The 19,462-nt window shown below is 59.7% G+C and carries 17 protein-coding genes; 14 read left to right on the forward strand and 3 right to left on the reverse strand.

From position 1 onward, the window contains the following. Nucleotide 1: 1 nt before the first annotated feature. Genes mupP through PMI24_RS01925 form a run of 3 tightly spaced genes read right to left on the reverse strand, consistent with a single transcriptional unit; the run spans nt 2 to nt 2,768 of the window. Nucleotides 2-673, reverse strand: a complete 672-nt coding sequence (gene mupP, locus PMI24_RS01915) for an N-acetylmuramic acid 6-phosphate phosphatase MupP (RefSeq protein WP_007950905.1) — start codon at nt 671-673, stop codon at nt 2-4. Nucleotides 674-677: 4 nt separating this feature from the next. Continuing rightward, the gene (gene ubiG / locus PMI24_RS01920; protein WP_007950906.1) at nt 678-1,376 is read right to left on the reverse strand and encodes a bifunctional 2-polyprenyl-6-hydroxyphenol methylase/3-demethylubiquinol 3-O-methyltransferase UbiG; all 699 of its coding nucleotides are present in this window, start codon (nt 1,374-1,376) and stop codon (nt 678-680) included. A 57-nt stretch (nt 1,377-1,433) separates the two neighbouring features. Next, nucleotides 1,434-2,768 (reverse strand): TRZ/ATZ family hydrolase, encoded by a 1,335-nt coding sequence (locus tag PMI24_RS01925; protein WP_007950908.1) that lies wholly within the window; start codon nt 2,766-2,768, stop codon nt 1,434-1,436. A 108-nt stretch (nt 2,769-2,876) separates the two neighbouring features. Here PMI24_RS01925 and mtnA point away from each other — a divergent pair, with 108 nt between their 5' ends. The 14 genes from mtnA (at nt 2,877) to rfbA (ending at nt 19,421) form a co-directional block, all read left to right on the forward strand. Further along, the gene (gene mtnA / locus PMI24_RS01930) at nt 2,877-3,953 is read left to right on the forward strand and encodes an S-methyl-5-thioribose-1-phosphate isomerase (protein ID WP_007950910.1); all 1,077 of its coding nucleotides are present in this window, start codon (nt 2,877-2,879) and stop codon (nt 3,951-3,953) included. A 424-nt stretch (nt 3,954-4,377) separates the two neighbouring features. Continuing rightward, nucleotides 4,378-7,041 carry a DNA gyrase subunit A gene (gene gyrA, locus PMI24_RS01935; RefSeq protein WP_007950911.1) on the forward strand — a complete coding sequence of 888 codons (2,664 nt, stop codon included), beginning with the start codon at nt 4,378-4,380 and terminating at the stop codon, nt 7,039-7,041. Between the two features lie 64 nt (nt 7,042-7,105). Next, on the forward strand, nt 7,106-8,191 hold the full coding sequence (serC, locus tag PMI24_RS01940; protein WP_007950912.1) for a 3-phosphoserine/phosphohydroxythreonine transaminase: 1,086 nt from the start codon (nt 7,106-7,108) through the stop codon (nt 8,189-8,191). After that, nucleotides 8,191-9,285: a prephenate dehydratase gene (pheA, locus tag PMI24_RS01945; protein WP_007950913.1), complete on the forward strand. Its 1,095-nt coding sequence runs from the start codon at nt 8,191-8,193 to the stop codon at nt 9,283-9,285. The genes serC and pheA overlap by 1 nt, the downstream gene beginning before the upstream one ends. Nucleotides 9,286-9,297: 12 nt before the next feature. After that, the gene (gene hisC / locus PMI24_RS01950) at nt 9,298-10,410 is read left to right on the forward strand and encodes a histidinol-phosphate transaminase (RefSeq protein WP_007950914.1); all 1,113 of its coding nucleotides are present in this window, start codon (nt 9,298-9,300) and stop codon (nt 10,408-10,410) included. A 28-nt stretch (nt 10,411-10,438) separates the two neighbouring features. Next, nucleotides 10,439-12,646 carry a bifunctional prephenate dehydrogenase/3-phosphoshikimate 1-carboxyvinyltransferase gene (locus PMI24_RS01955; protein WP_007950915.1) on the forward strand — a complete coding sequence of 736 codons (2,208 nt, stop codon included), beginning with the start codon at nt 10,439-10,441 and terminating at the stop codon, nt 12,644-12,646. After that, a complete protein-coding gene (cmk, locus tag PMI24_RS01960) occupies nt 12,643-13,332 on the forward strand; it encodes a (d)CMP kinase (RefSeq protein WP_007950916.1) in 690 nt (229 codons plus the stop codon). Before PMI24_RS01955 ends, cmk begins: the two co-directional genes overlap by 4 nt. Nucleotides 13,333-13,452: 120 nt before the next feature. Further along, a complete protein-coding gene (gene rpsA / locus PMI24_RS01965; RefSeq protein WP_007950918.1) occupies nt 13,453-15,138 on the forward strand; it encodes a 30S ribosomal protein S1 in 1,686 nt (561 codons plus the stop codon). 204 nt (nt 15,139-15,342) lie between these two features. Next, the gene (locus PMI24_RS01970; RefSeq protein WP_007950919.1) at nt 15,343-15,621 is read left to right on the forward strand and encodes a hypothetical protein; all 279 of its coding nucleotides are present in this window, start codon (nt 15,343-15,345) and stop codon (nt 15,619-15,621) included. A 151-nt stretch (nt 15,622-15,772) separates the two neighbouring features. Further along, entirely contained in the window at nt 15,773-16,069 is a 297-nt protein-coding gene (ihfB, locus tag PMI24_RS01975) for an integration host factor subunit beta (RefSeq protein WP_007950920.1), read from the forward strand. 27 nt (nt 16,070-16,096) lie between these two features. Beyond that, the gene (locus PMI24_RS01980; RefSeq protein WP_007950921.1) at nt 16,097-16,336 is read left to right on the forward strand and encodes a LapA family protein; all 240 of its coding nucleotides are present in this window, start codon (nt 16,097-16,099) and stop codon (nt 16,334-16,336) included. Between the two features lie 231 nt (nt 16,337-16,567). Continuing rightward, nucleotides 16,568-17,644: a dTDP-glucose 4,6-dehydratase gene (gene rfbB / locus PMI24_RS01985; protein ID WP_007950922.1), complete on the forward strand. Its 1,077-nt coding sequence runs from the start codon at nt 16,568-16,570 to the stop codon at nt 17,642-17,644. Continuing rightward, nucleotides 17,641-18,534 carry a dTDP-4-dehydrorhamnose reductase gene (gene rfbD / locus PMI24_RS01990; protein ID WP_007950923.1) on the forward strand — a complete coding sequence of 298 codons (894 nt, stop codon included), beginning with the start codon at nt 17,641-17,643 and terminating at the stop codon, nt 18,532-18,534. Before rfbB ends, rfbD begins: the two co-directional genes overlap by 4 nt. Beyond that, nucleotides 18,531-19,421 (forward strand): glucose-1-phosphate thymidylyltransferase RfbA, encoded by an 891-nt coding sequence (gene rfbA / locus PMI24_RS01995; protein ID WP_007950924.1) that lies wholly within the window; start codon nt 18,531-18,533, stop codon nt 19,419-19,421. Before rfbD ends, rfbA begins: the two co-directional genes overlap by 4 nt. Nucleotides 19,422-19,462 lie beyond the last annotated feature (41 nt).

A 19,462-nucleotide genomic window follows, 5' to 3' on the forward strand; every position in this document is an offset into this window, starting at 1 on the left:
CTCAGCAACTGCACAGCGCGTTGTCGAGCACCTTGCGCAACTCCAGCGGATGATCCACCACCACGTCCGCGCCCCAGTGCCGAGGGTTGTCGTCGGGGTGAATGTAGCCATAGGTCACGGCAGCGGTTTTGGTGCCGGCGTCACGGCCGGATTCGATATCGCGCAGATCATCGCCAATAAACAGAACGGTCGACGGATCCAGATCAAGCATCTTGCAGGCAAGGGTCAGCATCTCGGGATCCGGCTTGCTGTTCTTCACGTGATCCGGGCAGATCAGCAGCGCCGAGCGCTCGGCCAGCCCCAGTTGCTGCATGATCGGCTCGGCGAAGCGCAGCGGCTTGTTGGTGACCACGCCCCAGATCAGATGGGCTTTCTCGATGTCGGCCAGCAATTCGCCCATGCCGTCGAACAGCTTGCTGTGCACGGCGCAACCGACGAGATAGCGCTCGAGGAACTCCAGACGCAATTCCTCGAAGCCCGGCGACTCCGGATCCATCGAGAACGTCACCGCGACCATGGCCTTGGCGCCGCCGGAGATTTCATCGCGAATGTGTTTGTCGTTCATTGGCGGCAAGCCACGATCCGCGCGCATCGCCTGGCAGATGGCGATGAAGTCCGGCGCGGTGTCGAGCAGAGTGCCGTCCATGTCGAAAAGGACTGCTCTGATGGCCATCGGCTTACTCCTCGCGCAGGGTCTGGATCATGTAGTTGACGTCAACGTCCGCCGCCAGTTTGTAGTGCTTGGTCAGCGGGTTGTAGGTCAGGCCGATGATGTCCTTGACGGTCAGGCCGGCCATGCGGCTCCAGGCACCCAGCTCGGACGGGCGGATGAATTTCTTGAAGTCGTGGGTGCCGCGCGGCAGCAGCTTCATGATGTATTCGGCGCCGACGATGGCGAACAAGTACGCCTTCGGGTTGCGGTTGATGGTGGAGAAGAATACCTGGCCGCCGGGCTTGACCATGCGGAAGCAGGCGCGGATCACCGAGGACGGGTCCGGTACGTGTTCGAGCATTTCCAGGCAAGTGACGACGTCGAACTGCTCGGGCATTTCTTCGGCCAGGGCTTCGGCGGTGATCTGGCGGTATTCGACGTTCACGCCGGATTCCAGCTGATGCAGCTGCGCGACCGCCAGTGGCGCCTCGCCCATGTCGATGCCGGTCACGGTTGCGCCGCGCTGGGCCATGGCTTCGCTGAGAATGCCGCCGCCGCAACCGACGTCGAGGACCTTTTTGCCAGCCAGGTTGACGCGCTCGTCAATCCAGTTGACCCGCAGCGGGTTGATGTCGTGCAGCGGTTTGAACTCGCTTTCGCGGTCCCACCAGCGATGGGCCAGGGCTTCGAATTTGGCGATTTCGGCGTGGTCGACGTTGCTCATGATTCAATCCTCTAAAACTTGAAAAAGGCTGTAGCCCCGGAGTTTGCCCCAGGGTGTTTACGATTCGGTGTGGCCGCTGATGCGTCGGCCCCAGGCCCGGGCGGTTTCGCCGAGCTGTTGTTCGTCCAGTCGGGTCAGGCGGCGGTCGTCGAGCAACTGCTTGCCGGCGACCCACAGGTGTTTCACGCAGTCGCGACCGGTGGCGTATATAAGCTGCGAAACCGGGTCATAGACCGGTTGTTGCGCAAGACCGGACAGGTCGAAGGCGACGATGTCGGCTGCCTTGCCGAGCTCCAGCGAGCCGGTCTCGGCTTCGATCCCCAGGGCTCGCGCGCCGTTCAGCGTGGCCATGCGCAGCGCCCGGTGGGCGTCCAGCGCGGTGGCCGAGCCGGCGACGGCTTTGGCCAGCAGGGCGGCAGTGCGGGTTTCACCCAGCAGGTCCAGGTCATTGTTGCTCGCCGCGCCATCGGTGCCGACCGCGACGTTGACCCCGGCCTGCCACAGGCGCTCCACCGGGCAGAAGCCGCTGGCCAGCTTCAGGTTCGACTCCGGGCAATGGATCACACTGGTGTTGCTTTCTACCAGCAACGCCAGGTCGTCATCGCTGATCTGGGTCATGTGCACGGCCTGGAAGCGCGGGCCCAGCAGACCGAGACGACCGAGGCGGGCCAGCGGGCGTTCGCCGCGCTGTTCGACCGCTTGCTGCACTTCGAACGCGGTTTCGTGGACGTGCATGTGGATCGACGCATCCAGCTCTTCGGCGATCACGCGGATTTTTTCCAGGTTCTCGTCGCCCACGGTGTAGGGTGCATGAGGGCCGAAAGTGATCTTGATGCGCTCGTGATGCTTCAGGTCGCCGAACAGTTCGACGCCCTGACGAATGGCTTCATCGGCGCTGGCGGCACCCGGAATCGGGAAGTCGAGGATCGGAATCGCGATCTGTGCACGGATTCCGCTGTTGTGTACGCGCTCGCTGGCAACCTTCGGGAAGAAGTACATGTCGGAAAAACAGGTGATGCCACCTTTTATCTGCTCGGCGATGGCCAGATCGGTGCCGTCACGCACAAAATCTTCATCGACCCATTTGCCCTCGGCCGGCCAGATGTGGTTTTCCAGCCAGGTCATCAGCGGCAGATCGTCGGCCAGGCCACGGAACAGCGTCATTGCCGCGTGGCCGTGGGCGTTGATCAGGCCGGGGCTGAGCAGAACGTCCGGCAGTTCGCGGACTTCGGCGGCGTTACACTTCAGCGCTTCGGCACGCGGGCCGATAAACACGATGCGACCGTCGCGGATGCCCAGGCCATGCTCCTTGAGCACAACGCCTGCGGGTTCGACGGGTACCAGCCAGGTCGGCAGCAATAATAAGTCGAGCGCAATGGCAGGTTTCGGCATCGAGGGTCGGTTCCAGTGCTTTTGTAAAGGATGGCGAAGTATACCCGAGCGTCTTCGCGGGGGGATCGCTATAATCGGCGGCTTTTGTTCATGAGTGCGGGGTGAGGGATGCGCGATCGACTGTTGGCTGCGGAGAAAGTAAAGGCCATCGATTGGCGTGATGGCGCGCTCCACCTGCTGGATCAGCGCGTTTTGCCGTTCGAGGAAAACTGGATCGCCTACACCAGCGCCGCCGGCGTGGCCGAAGCGATTCGTTCGATGGTGGTGCGCGGTGCGCCGGCCATCGGTATCAGTGCCGCGTACGGCATCGTGCTGGCGGCCCGTGCCCGGATCGCCGAAGGTGGCGACTGGTACGCATCGCTGGAAGAGGATTTCATGCTGCTGGCCGATTCCCGGCCGACCGCGGTCAACCTGTTCTGGGCGTTGAACCGCATGCATGACCGGCTGGACCGTTTGAAGGAAAACGCCGATCCGCTGGCGGCGCTGGAAGCTGAAGCCATCGCGATTCATGAAAGCGATCGCGAAGCCAACCTGACCATGGCTCAGCTCGGTGTCGACCTGATCCGCAAGCATCAGGGCAATGCCCAGGCGATTCTGACGCACTGCAACACCGGCGCCCTGGCCACCGGCGGTTTCGGTACGGCGCTCGGGGTGATTCGCGCCGCGTTCATCGAAGGCATGGTCGAGCGTGTTTACGCCGATGAGACCCGGCCGTGGCTGCAAGGCTCGCGCCTGACCGCGTGGGAACTGGCCAACGAAGGCATTCCGGTGACCCTGAACGCTGACTCCGCCGCTGCGCACATCATGAAAACCAAAGGCGTGACCTGGGTGATCGTCGGCGCCGACCGGATCACCGCCAACGGCGACGTGGCGAACAAGATCGGCACCTATCAACTGGCGGTCAACGCCATGCACCACGGCGTGCGTTTCATGGTGGTGGCGCCGAGTTCGACCATCGACATGAATCTGGCCAGCGGTGATGACATTCCGATCGAAGAACGCGACGGCGCCGAGTTGCTGGAAGTTGGCGGCAAGCGCGTCGGGGCTGACGTTGAAGCGTTCAACCCGGTGTTTGACGTGACCCCGGCAGACCTGATCGATGCGATCGTCACCGAAAAAGGCATCGTCGAGCGCCCGGATACCGCGAAGATGGCGCAGTTGATGTGCCGCAAGCGCTTGCATTGATTGGCTTGATGTCTGCGTTGTCTTCTTCGCGAGCAGGCTCGCTCCCACAGGTTTTGTGATCGCCACAGAACCTTGTGGGAGCGAGCCTGCTCGCGATGGGGCCTTGAAAGTCAATAAACATCCGCAATTTCGCCCCGAAATTTGCATTCAGGGAAGCTCTGAGCCTCTCTCGTCCCCGTTAAGCCTGTCATCGGTCATCTAACTATGCTCCATGCGCATCTGGGGGATAGGTGCGTGGCGGCTCTTGTGATAACATCCGGCGTTTTCCGAGGCAGTCCCACGGGGTTGTCTTCACTGCGCAAATCCAGGGTCAACTTGTCGATTTGTCGTAAGTCGGCGCATGGCACTCGGCCTGCATCGACGAGCTTCGTGCGTCCCCTATGGATATGGCGAAGTTTCACCAGAAAAAGGAATCAGGCTTCTCATGGGCGAACTGGCCAAAGAAATCCTCCCGGTCAATATCGAAGACGAGCTGAAACAGTCCTATCTCGACTACGCGATGAGCGTGATCGTCGGCCGTGCACTGCCGGATGCGCGCGATGGCTTGAAGCCCGTGCACCGTCGCGTGCTGTTCGCGATGAGCGAGCTGGGCAACGACTTCAACAAGCCGTACAAGAAATCTGCCCGTGTCGTCGGTGACGTGATCGGTAAGTATCACCCGCACGGTGATACCGCGGTGTACGACACCATCGTCCGCATGGCGCAGCCTTTCTCCCTGCGTTACCTGCTGGTCGACGGCCAGGGCAACTTCGGTTCGGTGGACGGCGACAACGCCGCGGCCATGCGATACACCGAAGTGCGCATGACCAAGCTGGCGCACGAGCTGCTGGCCGACCTGCACAAGGAAACCGTGGACTGGGTGCCGAACTACGACGGCACCGAACTGATCCCGGCGGTCATGCCGACCCGCGTTCCGAACCTGCTGGTCAACGGTTCCAGTGGTATCGCCGTGGGCATGGCGACCAACATTCCGCCGCACAACCTCGGTGAAGTCATCGACGGTTGCCTGGCCCTCATCGACAACCCCGAGCTGACCGTCGATGAGCTGATGCAATACATTCCCGGTCCGGACTTTCCGACTGCCGCGATCATCAATGGTCGCGCCGGCATCATCGAAGCCTACCGTACCGGCCGTGGCCGCATTTACATGCGCGCCCGCTCGATCATCGAAGACATCGACAAGGTCGGTGGTCGTCAGCAGATCGTTATCACCGAACTCCCTTACCAGCTGAACAAGGCGCGTCTGATCGAGAAGATCGCCGAGCTGGTAAAAGAGAAGAAACTCGAAGGCATCACCGAACTGCGCGACGAGTCCGACAAGGACGGTATGCGCGTCGTGATCGAACTGCGTCGCGGCGAAGTGCCTGAGGTGATCCTCAACAACCTCTACGCCCAGACCCAGCTGCAATCGGTATTCGGCATCAACATCGTTGCGCTGATCGACGGCCGTCCGCGGATCCTGAACCTCAAGGACCTGCTGGAAGCCTTCGTCCGTCACCGTCGCGAAGTGGTTACCCGCCGTACCGTGTTCGAACTGCGCAAGGCGCGCGAGCGTGGTCACATCCTCGAAGGTCAGGCCGTCGCCCTGTCGAACATCGACCCGGTCATTGCCCTGATCAAGGCTTCGCCGACGCCGTCGGAAGCCAAGGAAGCGCTGGTCAGCACGCCGTGGGAATCCTCTGCCGTGGTGGCGATGGTGGAACGTGCCGGTGCCGATTCGTGCCGTCCGGAAAACCTCGATCCGCAATACGGTCTGCGCGACGGCAAGTACTTCCTGTCGCCGGAACAGGCGCAAGCCATTCTGGAGCTGCGTCTGCACCGTCTGACCGGTCTGGAACACGAAAAGCTGCTGGCCGAGTATCAAGAGATTCTCAACCAGATCGGCGAGCTGATCCGCATCCTCAACAGCGCCGTGCGCCTGATGGAAGTGATCCGCGAAGAGCTGGAAGTGATCCGCGCCGAATACGGTGACGTGCGCCGCACCGAAATCCTCGATGCCCGTCTCGACCTGACCCTGGGTGACATGATCCCGGAAGAAGAGCGCGTCGTGACCATCTCCCACGGTGGCTATGCCAAGACCCAGCCGCTGGCTGCGTACCAGGCCCAGCGTCGTGGCGGTAAAGGCAAATCGGCTACCGGCGTGAAGGATGAGGACTACATCGCTCACCTGCTGGTTGCCAACAGTCACACTACGCTGCTGCTGTTCTCCAGCAAAGGCAAGGTGTACTGGCTGAAGACCTACGAAATTCCGGAAGCGTCCCGTGCCGCCCGTGGTCGTCCGCTGGTCAACCTGCTGCCGCTGGATGACGGTGAATACATCACCACCATGCTGCCGGTCGAGGAATACACCGAAGGTCACTACATCTTCATGGCTACCGCCAACGGCACCGTGAAGAAGACCCCGCTGGAATCCTTCAGCCGTCAGCGCAGCGTCGGTCTGATCGCGCTGGAACTGGACGAAGGCGACGTGCTGATCTCCGCGGCCATCACCGATGGCGAGCGTGAAGTGATGCTGTTCTCCGACGGTGGCAAGGTCACCCGCTTCAAGGAATCCGACGTTCGTGCCATGGGCCGTACTGCCCGTGGTGTGCGCGGCATGCGTCTGCCGGAAGGGCAGAAGCTGATTTCGATGCTGATCCCGGAAGAAGGCAGCCAGATCCTCACCGCTTCCGAGCGTGGCTATGGCAAGCGCACCGCGATCACCGAGTTCCCTGAGTACAAGCGTGGCGGCCAGGGCGTGATCGCCATGGTCAGCAACGAGCGTAACGGCCGTCTGGTCGGTGCAGTTCAGGTGCTCGACGGCGAGGAGATCATGCTGATTTCCGACCAGGGCACGCTGGTGCGTACCCGTGTCGACGAAGTTTCCAGTCTGGGTCGTAACACCCAGGGCGTGACCCTGATCAAGCTGGCCAAGGATGAAACCCTGGTCGGTCTGGAGCGGGTCCAGGAGCCGTCGGAAGTCGAGGGTGAAGAGTTTGAAGGTGAAGAAAGTGTCGAGCTGGAAGAAGGCGTGATCGGCGCCGAACCGGACGATGCGGTCGACAACCTGCAGGCGGACGCCGCAGACGAAGAAGAGTCGCAAGACTAACCAAATCGTAGCAGGGCAGAGTGTTTGCTCTGTCCGCTACCGTGATTGCATAGCGAGAGTGGATGTGAGCAAACGAGCCTATAACTTCTGCGCAGGTCCCGCTGCGCTGCCTGAAGCTGTCCTGTTGCGTGCCCAGTCCGAGATGCTCGACTGGCACGGCAAGGGTCTGTCGGTCATGGAAATGAGCCATCGCAGTGATGACTACGTGGCCATCGCCGAGAAGGCCGAACAAGACCTGCGCGACCTGCTGTCCATCCCCTCCAATTACAAAGTGCTGTTCCTGCAGGGCGGTGCGAGCCAACAGTTCGCCGAAATTCCGCTGAACCTGCTGCCTGAGAACGGCACTGCCGACTATGTCGAAACCGGCATCTGGTCGAAAAAAGCCATCGAGGAAGCGCGTCGCTTCGGCAACATCAACGTTGCTGCCAGCGCCAAGCCTTATGATTACCTGGCCATCCCTGGCCAGAACGAGTGGAAGCTGACCCCGGGTGCGGCCTATCTGCACTATGCGTCCAACGAAACCATCGGCGGCCTGCAGTTCGACTGGGTTCCCGAGGCTGGTGACGTTCCGCTGGTGGTCGACATGTCCTCCGATATCCTCTCGCGTCCGATCGATGTGTCGCAGTACGGCCTGATCTACGCCGGCGCGCAGAAGAACATCGGCCCGAGCGGTCTGGTCGTAGTGATCGTCCGTGAAGACCTGCTGGGTCGCGCCCGCAGTTCGTGCCCGACCATGCTCGACTACAAGATTTCCGCCGATAACGGCTCGATGTACAACACCCCGGCCACGTATTCCTGGTACCTCTCGGGCCTGGTCTTCGAGTGGCTGAAGGAGCAGGGCGGCGTCGCCGCGATGGAGCAGCGCAACAAGGCGAAGAAAGATCGCCTGTACGGCTTCATCGACAACAGTGACTTCTATACCAACCCGATCAGCGTCAACGCCCGCTCGTGGATGAACGTGCCGTTCCGTCTGGCTGACGAGCGTCTGGACAAGGCGTTCCTGGCCGGCGCCGACGCCCGTGGCCTGCTCAACCTCAAGGGCCATCGTTCGGTGGGCGGCATGCGTGCCTCGATCTACAACGCCCTGGGTCTGGACGCCGTCGAAGCGCTGGTCGGTTACATGGCTGAATTCGAGAAGGAGCATTCCTGATGTCCGAGCAGGAGCTCAAGGCGCTGCGCGTTCGCATCGATAACCTGGATGAGAAGATCCTCCAGCTGATCAGCGATCGCGCGCGCTGCGCCGAAGAAGTTGCCCGGGTCAAGATGGCCAGCCTGGCCGAAGGCGAGCAGCCGGTGTTCTATCGCCCCGAGCGTGAGGCACAGGTCCTCAAGCGCGTGATGGAGCGCAACAAGGGGCCGCTGGGCAACGAAGAGATGGCGCGCTTGTTCCGCGAAATCATGTCTTCGTGCCTGGCCCTCGAGAACCCGCTGAAAGTGGCTTATCTCGGTCCGGAAGGCACCTTCACCCAAGCGGCGGCCATGAAACACTTCGGTCACGCAGTGATCAGCAAGCCGATGGCGGCGATCGACGAAGTGTTCCGTGAGGTGGCGGCCGGTGCGGTGAACTTTGGCGTGGTGCCGGTGGAGAACTCCACCGAAGGTGCGGTCAACCACACCCTCGACAGCTTCCTCGAGCACGACATGGTGATCTGTGGCGAAGTCGAGCTGCGGATTCACCATCATCTGTTGGTCGGTGAAAACACCAAGACCGACAGCATCAGCCGCATCTATTCCCACGCCCAGTCGCTGGCCCAGTGCCGCAAGTGGCTGGACGCCCATTACCCGAATGTCGAGCGCGTGGCGGTTTCCAGCAACGCCGAGGCGGCCAAGCGGGTCAAGGGTGAGTGGAACTCGGCGGCGATCGCCGGCGACATGGCAGCCGGGCTGTATGGCCTGACCCGTCTTGCCGAGAAGATCGAAGATCGTCCGGACAACTCCACGCGCTTCCTGATGATCGGTAACCAGGAAGTGCCGCCGACCGGCGACGACAAGACTTCGATCATCGTATCCATGAGCAACAAGCCCGGCGCGCTCCATGAGCTGCTGGTGCCGTTCCATGACAACGGGATCGACCTGACCCGGATCGAAACCCGTCCGTCGCGCAGCGGCAAATGGACCTACGTGTTCTTCATCGACTTCGTCGGTCATCACCGTGATCCGCTGATCAAAGGTGTACTGGAAAAGATCAGTCAGGAAGCAGTAGCACTCAAGGTGCTGGGTTCCTACCCGAAAGCAGTTCTTTAAGGGGTGGTAGCAATGAGTGGCAACTTCCTCGCTCTGGCACAGCCGGGCGTGCAACAACTTTCGCCATACGTGCCGGGCAAGCCCGTGGACGAACTGGCGCGCGAGCTGGACCTGGATCCGGCAAGCATCGTCAAGCTGGCGAGCAACGAAAACCCGTTGGGCGCGAGCCCGAAAGCGCTGGCCGCGATCCGCGAAGCGCTGGACGAGCTGACCCGTTATCCGGACGGCAACGGTTTTGCCCTGAAATCCCTGCTGGCCGAGCAGTGCCGTGTCGAGCTGAACCAGGTGACCCTGGGCAACGGCTCCAACGATATTCTCGAACTGGTGGCGCGCGCCTATCTGGCGCCGGGCCTGAATGCCGTGTTCAGCGAACACGCGTTCGCGGTCTACCCGATCGCGACCCAGGCGGTCGGCGCTCAGGCCAAGGTCGTTCCGGCCAAGGATTGGGGTCATGACCTGCCGGCGATGCTGGCGGCCATCGACGCCAACACCCGTGTCGTGTTCATCGCCAACCCGAACAACCCGACCGGCACCTGGTTCGGCGCCGAAGCGCTGGACGAGTTCCTGCAGGACGTGCCGGAGCATGTGCTGGTGGTGCTGGACGAGGCCTACATTGAATACGCTGAAGGCAGCGATCTGCCGGATGGCCTGGATTTCCTCGCGGCCTATCCGAACCTGCTGGTCTCGCGCACCTTCTCCAAGGCCTATGGTCTGGCGGCGCTGCGGGTTGGTTACGGCTTGTCCACCCCGGTGGTGGCGGACGTGCTGAACCGTGTACGCCAGCCGTTCAACGTCAACAGCCTGGCCTTGGCCGCGGCGTGTGCGGCGCTGAAGGACGAGGAGTATCTGGCGCAGAGCCGTCAGCTCAATGAATCCGGCATGCAACAGCTGGAAGCGGGTTTCCGCGAGCTGGGCCTGAGCTGGATTCCGTCCAAGGGCAACTTTATCTGCGTCGACCTCGGTCAGGTGGCGGCTCCTGTGTTCCAGGGTCTGCTGCGCGAAGGCGTAATCGTGCGTCCGGTGGCCAACTACGGCATGCCGAACCATCTGCGGGTGACCATCGGTCTGCCGGCGGAAAACAGCCGCTTCCTCGAAGCGCTGCGCAAGGTTCTGGCTCGTGGGTGATGTCACTGCGCTGCAATCTGCTGCACCTATGATCGGGCGCCTGGTGGTGGTCGGTCTGGGGTTGATCGGTGGTTCGTTTGCCAAAGGCTTGCGTGAAAGCGGCGTGTGTCGCGAAGTGGTCGGGGTCGATCTCGACCCGCAATCGCGCAAGCTGGCGGTCGAGTTGGGCGTGGTGGATCGCTGCGAAGACGACCTGGTGGCGGCTTGCCAGGGCGCGGACGTGATCCAGTTGGCGGTGCCGATCCTGGCCATGGAAAAAGTGCTGGCCCGTCTGGCCAGCATGGATCTGGGGCAGGCGATCCTCACGGATGTCGGCAGCGCCAAGGGCAATGTGGTGCGTGCGGCGACCGAAGCGTTCGGTGGCATGCCGGCGCGTTTCGTGCCGGGCCATCCGATTGCCGGCTCCGAGCAGAGCGGGGTGGAAGCCTCCAACTCAGAGCTGTTCCGCCGTCATAAAGTGATTCTGACCCCGCTGGAGCAGACCGATCCGGCTGCCCTGGCGGTGGTTGATCGCTTGTGGCGCGAGCTGGGCGCCGACGTCGAGCACATGCAGGTCGAGCGTCACGATGAAGTGCTGGCCGCGACCAGTCATCTGCCGCACCTGCTGGCCTTCGGTCTGGTCGATTCACTGGCCAAGCGCAATGAAAACCTTGAGATCTTCCGTTACGCTGCGGGCGGTTTCCGTGATTTCACAAGAATCGCCGGAAGCGACCCGGTCATGTGGCATGACATCTTTCTCGCCAACCGCGAGGCTGTCCTGCGCACACTCGATACATTTCGCAGCGACCTCGACGCCTTGCGCGACGCGGTCGATGCAGGGGATGGGCACCAATTGTTGGGCGTCTTCACGCGCGCCCGGGTTGCCCGCGAGCATTTCAGTAAAATCCTGGCCCGCAGGGCCTATGTGGACGCTATGAATTCCAACGATCTGATTTTCCTGGCTCAACCTGGTGGCCGCCTGTCCGGTCGGATTCGCGTACCGGGTGACAAATCGATTTCCCACCGTTCGATCATGCTCGGTTCCCTGGCTGAAGGCGTCACCGAAGTCGAAGGCTTCCTCGAGGGCGAAGACGCCCTGGCGACCTTGCAGGCGTTCCGCGACATGGGCGTGGTCATCGAAGGCCCGCATCACGGCCGCGTGACCATCCACGGTGTCGGTCTGCACGGTCTGAAGCCTGCGCCGGGCCCGATCTATCTGGGCAACTCCGGCACTTCGATGCGCCTGCTGTCCGGCCTGCTGGCCGCGCAGGACTTCGACAGCACCCTGACCGGTGATGCTTCGCTGTCCAAACGTCCGATGAATCGCGTCGCCAACCCGCTGCGGGAAATGGGCGCCGTGATCGAAACCGCTGCCGAAGGTCGTCCACCGATGACCATCCGTGGCGGTCACAAGCTCAAAGGCCTGACCTACACGATGCCGATGGCCAGTGCTCAGGTTAAGTCCTGCCTGCTGCTGGCGGGTCTGTACGCCGAAGGCAAGACCACCGTTACCGAGCCAGCCCCGACTCGCGATCACACTGAGCGCATGCTGCGCGGCTTCGGCTATCCGGTGAGCGTTGAGGGCGCGACGGCGTCCGTCGAGTCCGGCGGCAAGCTGGCTGCGACCCACATCGAAGTGCCGGGCGACATCTCGTCTTCGGCATTCTTCCTGGTGGCCGCGTCGATCGCCGAAGGTTCGGAGCTGGTGCTCGAACACGTCGGCATCAACCCGACCCGTACCGGCGTGATCGACATCCTGCGCCTGATGGGCGCAGACATCACTCTGGAAAACCAGCGTGAAGTGGGCGGCGAGCCCGTAGCGGATCTTCGCGTGCGAGCGGCTAAACTCAAGGGTATCGAGATTCCGGAAGCGCTGGTTCCATTGGCCATCGATGAATTCCCGGTGCTGTTCGTGGCCGCGGCCTGTGCCGAAGGGCGCACCGTGCTGACCGGCGCCGAAGAGTTGCGGGTCAAGGAATCGGACCGTATCCAGGTCATGGCGGACGGTCTGCTGGCGCTGGGCGTCAAGTGCGAACCGACCCCGGACGGCATCATCATCGACGGCGGCCAGATCGGCGGCGGCGAAGTGCATGGTCATGGAGATCACCGCATCGCGATGGCTTTCAGCGTGGCCTCGCTGCGCGCCACGGCACCGATCCGCATCCATGACTGCGCCAACGTCGCGACATCGTTCCCGAACTTCCTGGCGCTGTGCGCACAGGTTGGCATTCGTGTGGCGCAAGAGGCTCAGTCGTGAACAACATTGCACCGGTCATCACCATCGATGGGCCAAGCGGCTCGGGCAAAGGCACCGTAGCCGGGATTCTGGCCAAGCGTCTGGGCTGGAATCTGCTGGATTCCGGTGCGCTGTATCGCCTTTTGGCGTTTGCTGCGCACAACCATGGTGTCGACCTGACCAATGAAGAGCTGCTGAAGAAACTGGCCGCTCATCTGGATGTGCAGTTCATCGCGGCGACCGACGGTCAACTGCAGCGCATCATTCTGGAAGGTGACGAAGTCAGCGATGTCATCCGTACTGAAAGCGTCGGTTCCGGCGCTTCTCAGGTGGCTGCATTGCCGGCCGTGCGCGAGGCGCTGCTGCAGCGCCAGCGTGCTTTCCAGGAAACCCCGGGCCTGGTGGCCGATGGTCGGGACATGGGTACGGTGGTTTTTCCGAATGCGCCCCTGAAGATTTTCCTCACCGCCAGTGCCGAGGAGCGGGCTCGCCGTCGATATTTGCAGTTGAAGGGCAAAGTCGAGGGTGTTAGTCTGTCGAGTCTGCTAGATGAGATCCGTGCGCGCGACGAGCGTGATACCCAGCGAGCGGTGGCCCCGCTCAAGCCGGCGGCTGACGCCATACAGCTGGATTCCACGGAGTTGTCCATCGATCAGGTGCTGGAACGCATCATGAGCGAGATCGCCATTCGCGATATCGCCGGGTGACCAGGAAGGCCGCAGGGGACCAGTCATAGTCCTGCGGTGGCTTCCTTTAAATGAAACTGACCCGCATCGTCTGGGATGTGGAGACGGGCGTATTTTTCGCCCTAATCAACAGGAATTAAAATGAGCGAAAGCTTTGCGGAACTCTTTGAAGAAAGCCTAAAGACCCTGAACCTTCAGGCAGGCTCCATCATCACCGGTGTTATCGTTGATATCGATTACCAAGCTCGCTGGGTAACCGTTCACGCTGGCCTGAAGTCCGAAGCACTGATCCCTCTGGAGCAGTTCTACAACGACGCTGGCGAACTGAACATCAACGTCGGTGACGAAGTTCACGTTGCTCTGGACTCGGTTGAAGACGGTTTCGGTGAAACCAAGCTGTCCCGTGAAAAAGCCAAGCGCGCTGAATGCTGGATCGTTCTGGAAGCAGCCTTCGCAGCCGAGGAAGTGGTCAAGGGCGTTATCAACGGTAAGGTTAAAGGCGGCTTCACTGTCGACGTTAACGGCATCCGTGCGTTCCTGCCAGGTTCCCTGGTTGACGTCCGTCCAGTGCGCGACACCACGCACCTGGAAGGCAAAGAGCTGGAATTCAAGGTCATCAAGCTGGACCAGAAGCGCAACAACGTTGTCGTTTCCCGTCGCAGCGTCCTGGAAGCCGAGAACTCCGCCGAGCGTGAAGCTCTGCTGGAATCCCTGCAGGAAGGCCAGCAAGTCAAAGGTATCGTCAAAAACCTCACCGATTACGGCGCATTCGTCGATCTGGGTGGCGTGGACGGCCTGCTGCACATCACCGACATGGCGTGGAAGCGTATCAAGCACCCTTCCGAAATCGTCAATGTTGGCGACGAGATCGACGTCAAGGTTCTGAAATACGATCGCGAGCGCAATCGTGTTTCCCTGGGCCTGAAGCAACTGGGCGAAGATCCATGGGTTGCTATCAAAGCCCGTTACCCAGAAAGCACTCGCGTTACCGCCCGTGTAACCAACCTGACCGACTACGGCTGCTTCGCTGAGCTGGAAGAAGGCGTTGAAGGTCTGGTACACGTTTCGGAAATGGACTGGACCAACAAGAACATCCACCCTTCGAAAGTCGTACAAGTCGGCGACGAAGTGGAAGTCATGGTTCTGGACATCGACGAAGAGCGTCGTCGTATCTCCCTGGGCATCAAGCAGTGCAAGTCGAACCCATGGGAAGACTTCTCTGGCCAGTTCAACAAGGGCGACAAGATCTCCGGCACCATCAAGTCGATCACCGATTTCGGTATCTTCATTGGTCTGGACGGCGGCATCGACGGTCTGGTTCACCTGTCCGACATCTCCTGGAACGAAGTGGGCGAAGAAGCCGTACGTCGTTTCAAGAAGGGCGACGAGCTGGACACCGTTATCCTGTCGGTTGACCCGGAGCGTGAGCGTATCTCCCTGGGTATCAAGCAACTGGAAAGCGATCCGTTCTCCGAGTACGTCTCGGTTAACGACAAGGGCGCAATCGTTACTGGCACCGTGAAAGAAGTTGACGCCAAAGGCGCCATCATCGTTCTGGCCGACGACATCGAAGCGACTCTGAAAGCCTCCGAAATCAGCCGTGACCGCGTTGAAGACGCGCGCAACGTTCTGAAAGAAGGCCAGCAAGTAGAAGCCAAGATCATCAGCGTTGATCGTAAGAGCCGCGTAATTCAGCTGTCGATCAAATCGAAAGACGATGCTGAAGAGAAAGAAGCCATCCAGAGCCTGAAAGCAGCTCCGGAAGGCGAAGCAGCTGACACCACTATGGCGGCACTGCTGCGTCAAGCAATGGCCAAACAGAACTGAGTTCTGTCTGATCATTAAAAAGGGCGACTTCGGTCGCCCTTTTTTGTGCCTGCGATTTGGTGGGGCATCGCTCGCTGTTTGTTCGAGTGAAACCATTCCCTTTGCCGGGTGGTCTGTTTCTTTAATCGGATCAATCGTCTATTCGCGTCTAGGCTTAGTCTGAAGATTGCAGTAGTCGGGCGGGCGCCTGGCATAAGGAAGTGAATGAGCAAGTTTATAGTGTTTATAGGTGTCTTGATGTTGGCGGGCTGCACAACGAGCGCCAAGACCCATGCGGTGCGTGGAGTCAGTGGTATCGAGGTTGACTGCTCCGGCTTGGGTTCGGGCTGGGAGAAGTGTCAGAAGCGTGCCGCCAAGGAATGCAAGGGGGCGGGGTATAAGGTGGTCACGCGATCTGATGACGCCCGGGATGAGGATGAGTTTCCCTTTGGCTTCAATCCGGCAGGCTACGTCACTCGAACCATGTTGGTGATTTGTCGGTGAGTGAGCGTTGGCGGGCTTGTGATCCGATGCCCTGAAAATGGGCGTTTCGGCGAGCGGAAAGATATGTCAAGCCCTGGGCTGTTCAAAATCTTCCGGGCGTGCTAAAACCTTTCAAGCGCTGATCTAGCTGCTTGAAAAAGAAGGGAAAAATATGACGAAGTCGGAGTTGATCGAACGAATTGTCACCCATCAGGGGCTGCTCTCATCCAAGGATGTGGAGTTGGCCATCAAGACCATGCTTGAGCAAATGTCCCAGTGTCTGGCCACGGGGGATCGTATCGAGATCCGTGGTTTTGGCAGCTTTTCCTTGCACTATCGTGCGCCGCGTGTCGGTCGCAATCCAAAGACCGGTCAGTCCGTCAGCCTTGACGGTAAATTCGTTCCGCATTTCAAGCCAGGCAAAGAGCTGCGCGATCGCGTGAATGAAGAAGAGGAGGAGGGGGCTTGACGGTCACCGTTACGCAAGGAGTTGCTCATGAATAATATCAAGCGCATTCTGCTTTCCGTTCTGATTCTATTGGTTGTGTTGGCGATCCTTGCGTTCGTTCTCGAGAATCAGCAATCGGTCTCCCTGTTGTTTCTTGGTTGGGAGGGGCCGCAACTTCCGGTGTCGGTTATTACGGTTGGTGCATTGCTGGCGGGTATGCTGATCGGACCGGTTTTTGGCTGGTTCCTGGGACGTGCGTCCAGGGCTTCACGTAAGCGTCTTGTCTGATTGCGACATGGAACGAAAGGCGAACTAAAACTTTAGCCACAGCTTGTCTATATCCATTAGTAAAACGTTCATTAAGCTGTAAAATGCTGCGCCTGTCCGATAGTGGCATATTCCCACGTCGGTGCAGACTGGCTCTGTCAGAAGCCCCGGCTGAATTGATGGCTTTTGCATTTATGGATTAGACAGTGCTCGGTTGGCAGCCCTGTCAGCAACTCAAGGGTATGGTTTCGCGTGAAAATTCTAGTAACCGGCGGCGCCGGGTTTATCGGCTCAGCTGTTATCCGTCATATCATTTCCAACACTACCGACGCAGTGGTAAACGTCGACAAGCTGACGTATGCCGGTAACCTTGAGTCGTTGGCCGAAGTCAGCGGAAACTCGCGTTACACGTTCGAGCGCGTCGATATCTGCGATCGTGAGCAGATTGACCGTGTCCTGCGTGAGCACCAACCGGATGCGATCATGCATCTGGCCGCAGAGTCTCACGTCGATCGCTCCATCTCGGGTCCTTCCGAGTTCATTCAGACCAATATCATTGGTACTTACACGCTGTTGGAAGCGGCACGCCATTATTGGACTGCGCTGGATGATGCGCGCAAGGCCGCTTTCCGCTTTCACCATATCTCGACGGACGAAGTTTACGGCGACCTCGAAGGTCCGGAAGATCTCTTCACTGAAACGACTCCCTATCAGCCAAGTTCGCCGTATTCGGCAAGCAAGGCCAGCTCCGACCATCTGGTCCGTGCCTGGGCTCGTACTTATGGTTTGCCGACGCTTGTGACCAACTGCTCGAACAACTACGGTCCTTGCCACTTCCCTGAAAAGTTGATCCCGCTGATCATTCTCAATGCGCTGGAAGGCAAGCCGTTGCCGGTCTATGGCAAAGGGAACCAGGTCCGTGACTGGCTTTATGTCGAAGATCACGCGCGTGCGCTTTACAAGGTCGTGACCGAGGGCGTCATTGGCGAGACGTATAACATTGGCGGTCACAACGAAAAACAGAATATTGAAGTCGTGAACACCCTGTGTGCTCTTCTCGACGAATTGCGTCCCGACTCTGCGCATCGCCCGCATGCGAGCCTGATCACTTACGTTCAGGATCGCCCGGGTCATGATCAGCGTTATGCCATCGACGCCAGCAAGATCCAGCGCGAACTGGGCTGGACTCCGGAAGAAACCTTTGAAACCGGGATTCGCAAGACTGTCGAGTGGTACCTGAATAACACTGAATGGGTCGCTCACGTCAAAAGCGGAAGCTACCAGCAGTGGATCGACCAGAACTACGCAGATCGCTCGAACCAGGCATGAAAATTCTCTTACTGGGTAAAAATGGTCAGGTGGGGTGGGAGCTGCAACGCTCCCTCTCGCCGCTTGGTGAGTTGGTCGCGCTGGATCGTCATGCTGTCGATGGTCTGTGTGGTGACTTGTCGGATCTGGACACCTTGCGTGCGACAATCCGCACGCTCAAACCTGATGTCATTGTCAACGCAGCTGCCTACACCGCAGTCGACAAGGCCGAATCCGAAGTCGAGCTGGCTGATCGCGTCAACGGCCATGCCAGTCAAGTCATGGCTGAAGAGGCGGCTTTGCTGGGTGCCTGGCTGATTCATTACTCAACCGATTACGTGTTCAGTGGTGAGGGTTCGGCGTCATGGCAGGAGACCGATGCGGTCGCACCGGTCAATCATTACGGTGCAAGCAAGCTCGCCGGTGAGCAGGCAATCGCTGCGTCGGGCTGCAAGCATCTGATCTTCCGAACCAGTTGGGTCTATGGTGCTCGCGGCAATAACTTCGCCAAGACCATGCTTCGACTGGCAAAAGATCGCGAAACGCTCAGTGTGATTGCCGATCAGATAGGGGCTCCTACAGGGGCTGACCTGATCGCCGATGTCACGGCAATTGCGATTCGCAAGGTGCTTCAGCAGCCGGAGCTGGCGGGTGTGTATCACCTGGCAGCGAGTGGCGAAGTATCGTGGCACGGCTATGCAAGCCATGTCATCGCGTTTGCCCGGGACAATGGCGAGCAGCTTGCTGTCACTGCGATCAATCCGATCGATACGACTGCGTATCCGACCCCCGCTCGTCGGCCTCTGAATTCACGTTTGAATACTCAGAAGCTGCGCGACAATTTTTCTCTACACTTGCCGGATTGGCAAAGTGGTGTAACCCGAATGCTTAGGGAAGTTCTTAATAAATGACCACGACAAATCGTAAAGGCATCATTCTCGCCGGTGGCTCGGGTACGCGCCTGCACCCGCTGACCCTTGGTGTTTCCAAGCAGATGCTGCCGATCTACGACAAGCCGATGATCTTTTATCCGCTGTCGGTTTTGATGCTGGCCGGAATGCGCGAAATCCTGATCATTTCCACCCCGGAAGATTTGCCTTGTTTCCGTAAGTTGTTGGGCGATGGCAGTGTCTATGGCATCAAGCTCACTTACGCCGAGCAGCCGAGCCCGGATGGCCTGGCGCAAGCCTTTATCATCGGCGAAGAGTTCATTGGCAAAGATCCATGCTGCCTGATTCTGGGCGACAACATCTTCTACGGTCAGCACTTCTCCGACAACCTGCGCGCGGCGACTCGACAGGCGCAGGGGGCGACGGTGTTCGGTTACCACGTTTCCGATCCCGAGCGCTTCGGTGTGGTGGAGTTCGATGACACGGGGCGGGCCCTGAGCATTGAAGAAAAACCGCTGAAGCCGAAATCCAATTATGCAGTGACCGGATTGTATTTCTACGACAACCAAGTGGTTGATATTGCCAAGAACATCAAGCCTTCTCCACGCGGCGAGCTGGAAATCACCGATGTCAATCAGGCTTATCTGGCGCAGAAGTCGCTGAATGTCGAAATGCTCGGGCGTGGATTCGCCTGGCTTGACACCGGCACCCACGATTCCCTGCTGGAGGCCAGTCACTTCGTGCACACCATCGAGCAGCGTCAAGGCTTGAAGGTCGCCTGCCTCGAGGAAATTGCATTCAATAATGGCTGGATTGATGCCGAACAGTTGGCAAAACAGGCCGACAGCCTGAAGAAAACCGGCTATGGCCAATATCTGCAGAAGCTCCTGGATTCCAGCACTCGCTGAAATCCGCTGTCTCGTTCACTTTGTCAGAATCGTGCAAGCAG

The sequence above is a fragment of the Pseudomonas sp. GM25 genome, assembly GCF_000282255.1.
In the GTDB taxonomy this organism is placed as follows: Bacteria; Pseudomonadota; Gammaproteobacteria; order Pseudomonadales; family Pseudomonadaceae; genus Aquipseudomonas; species Aquipseudomonas aphyarum.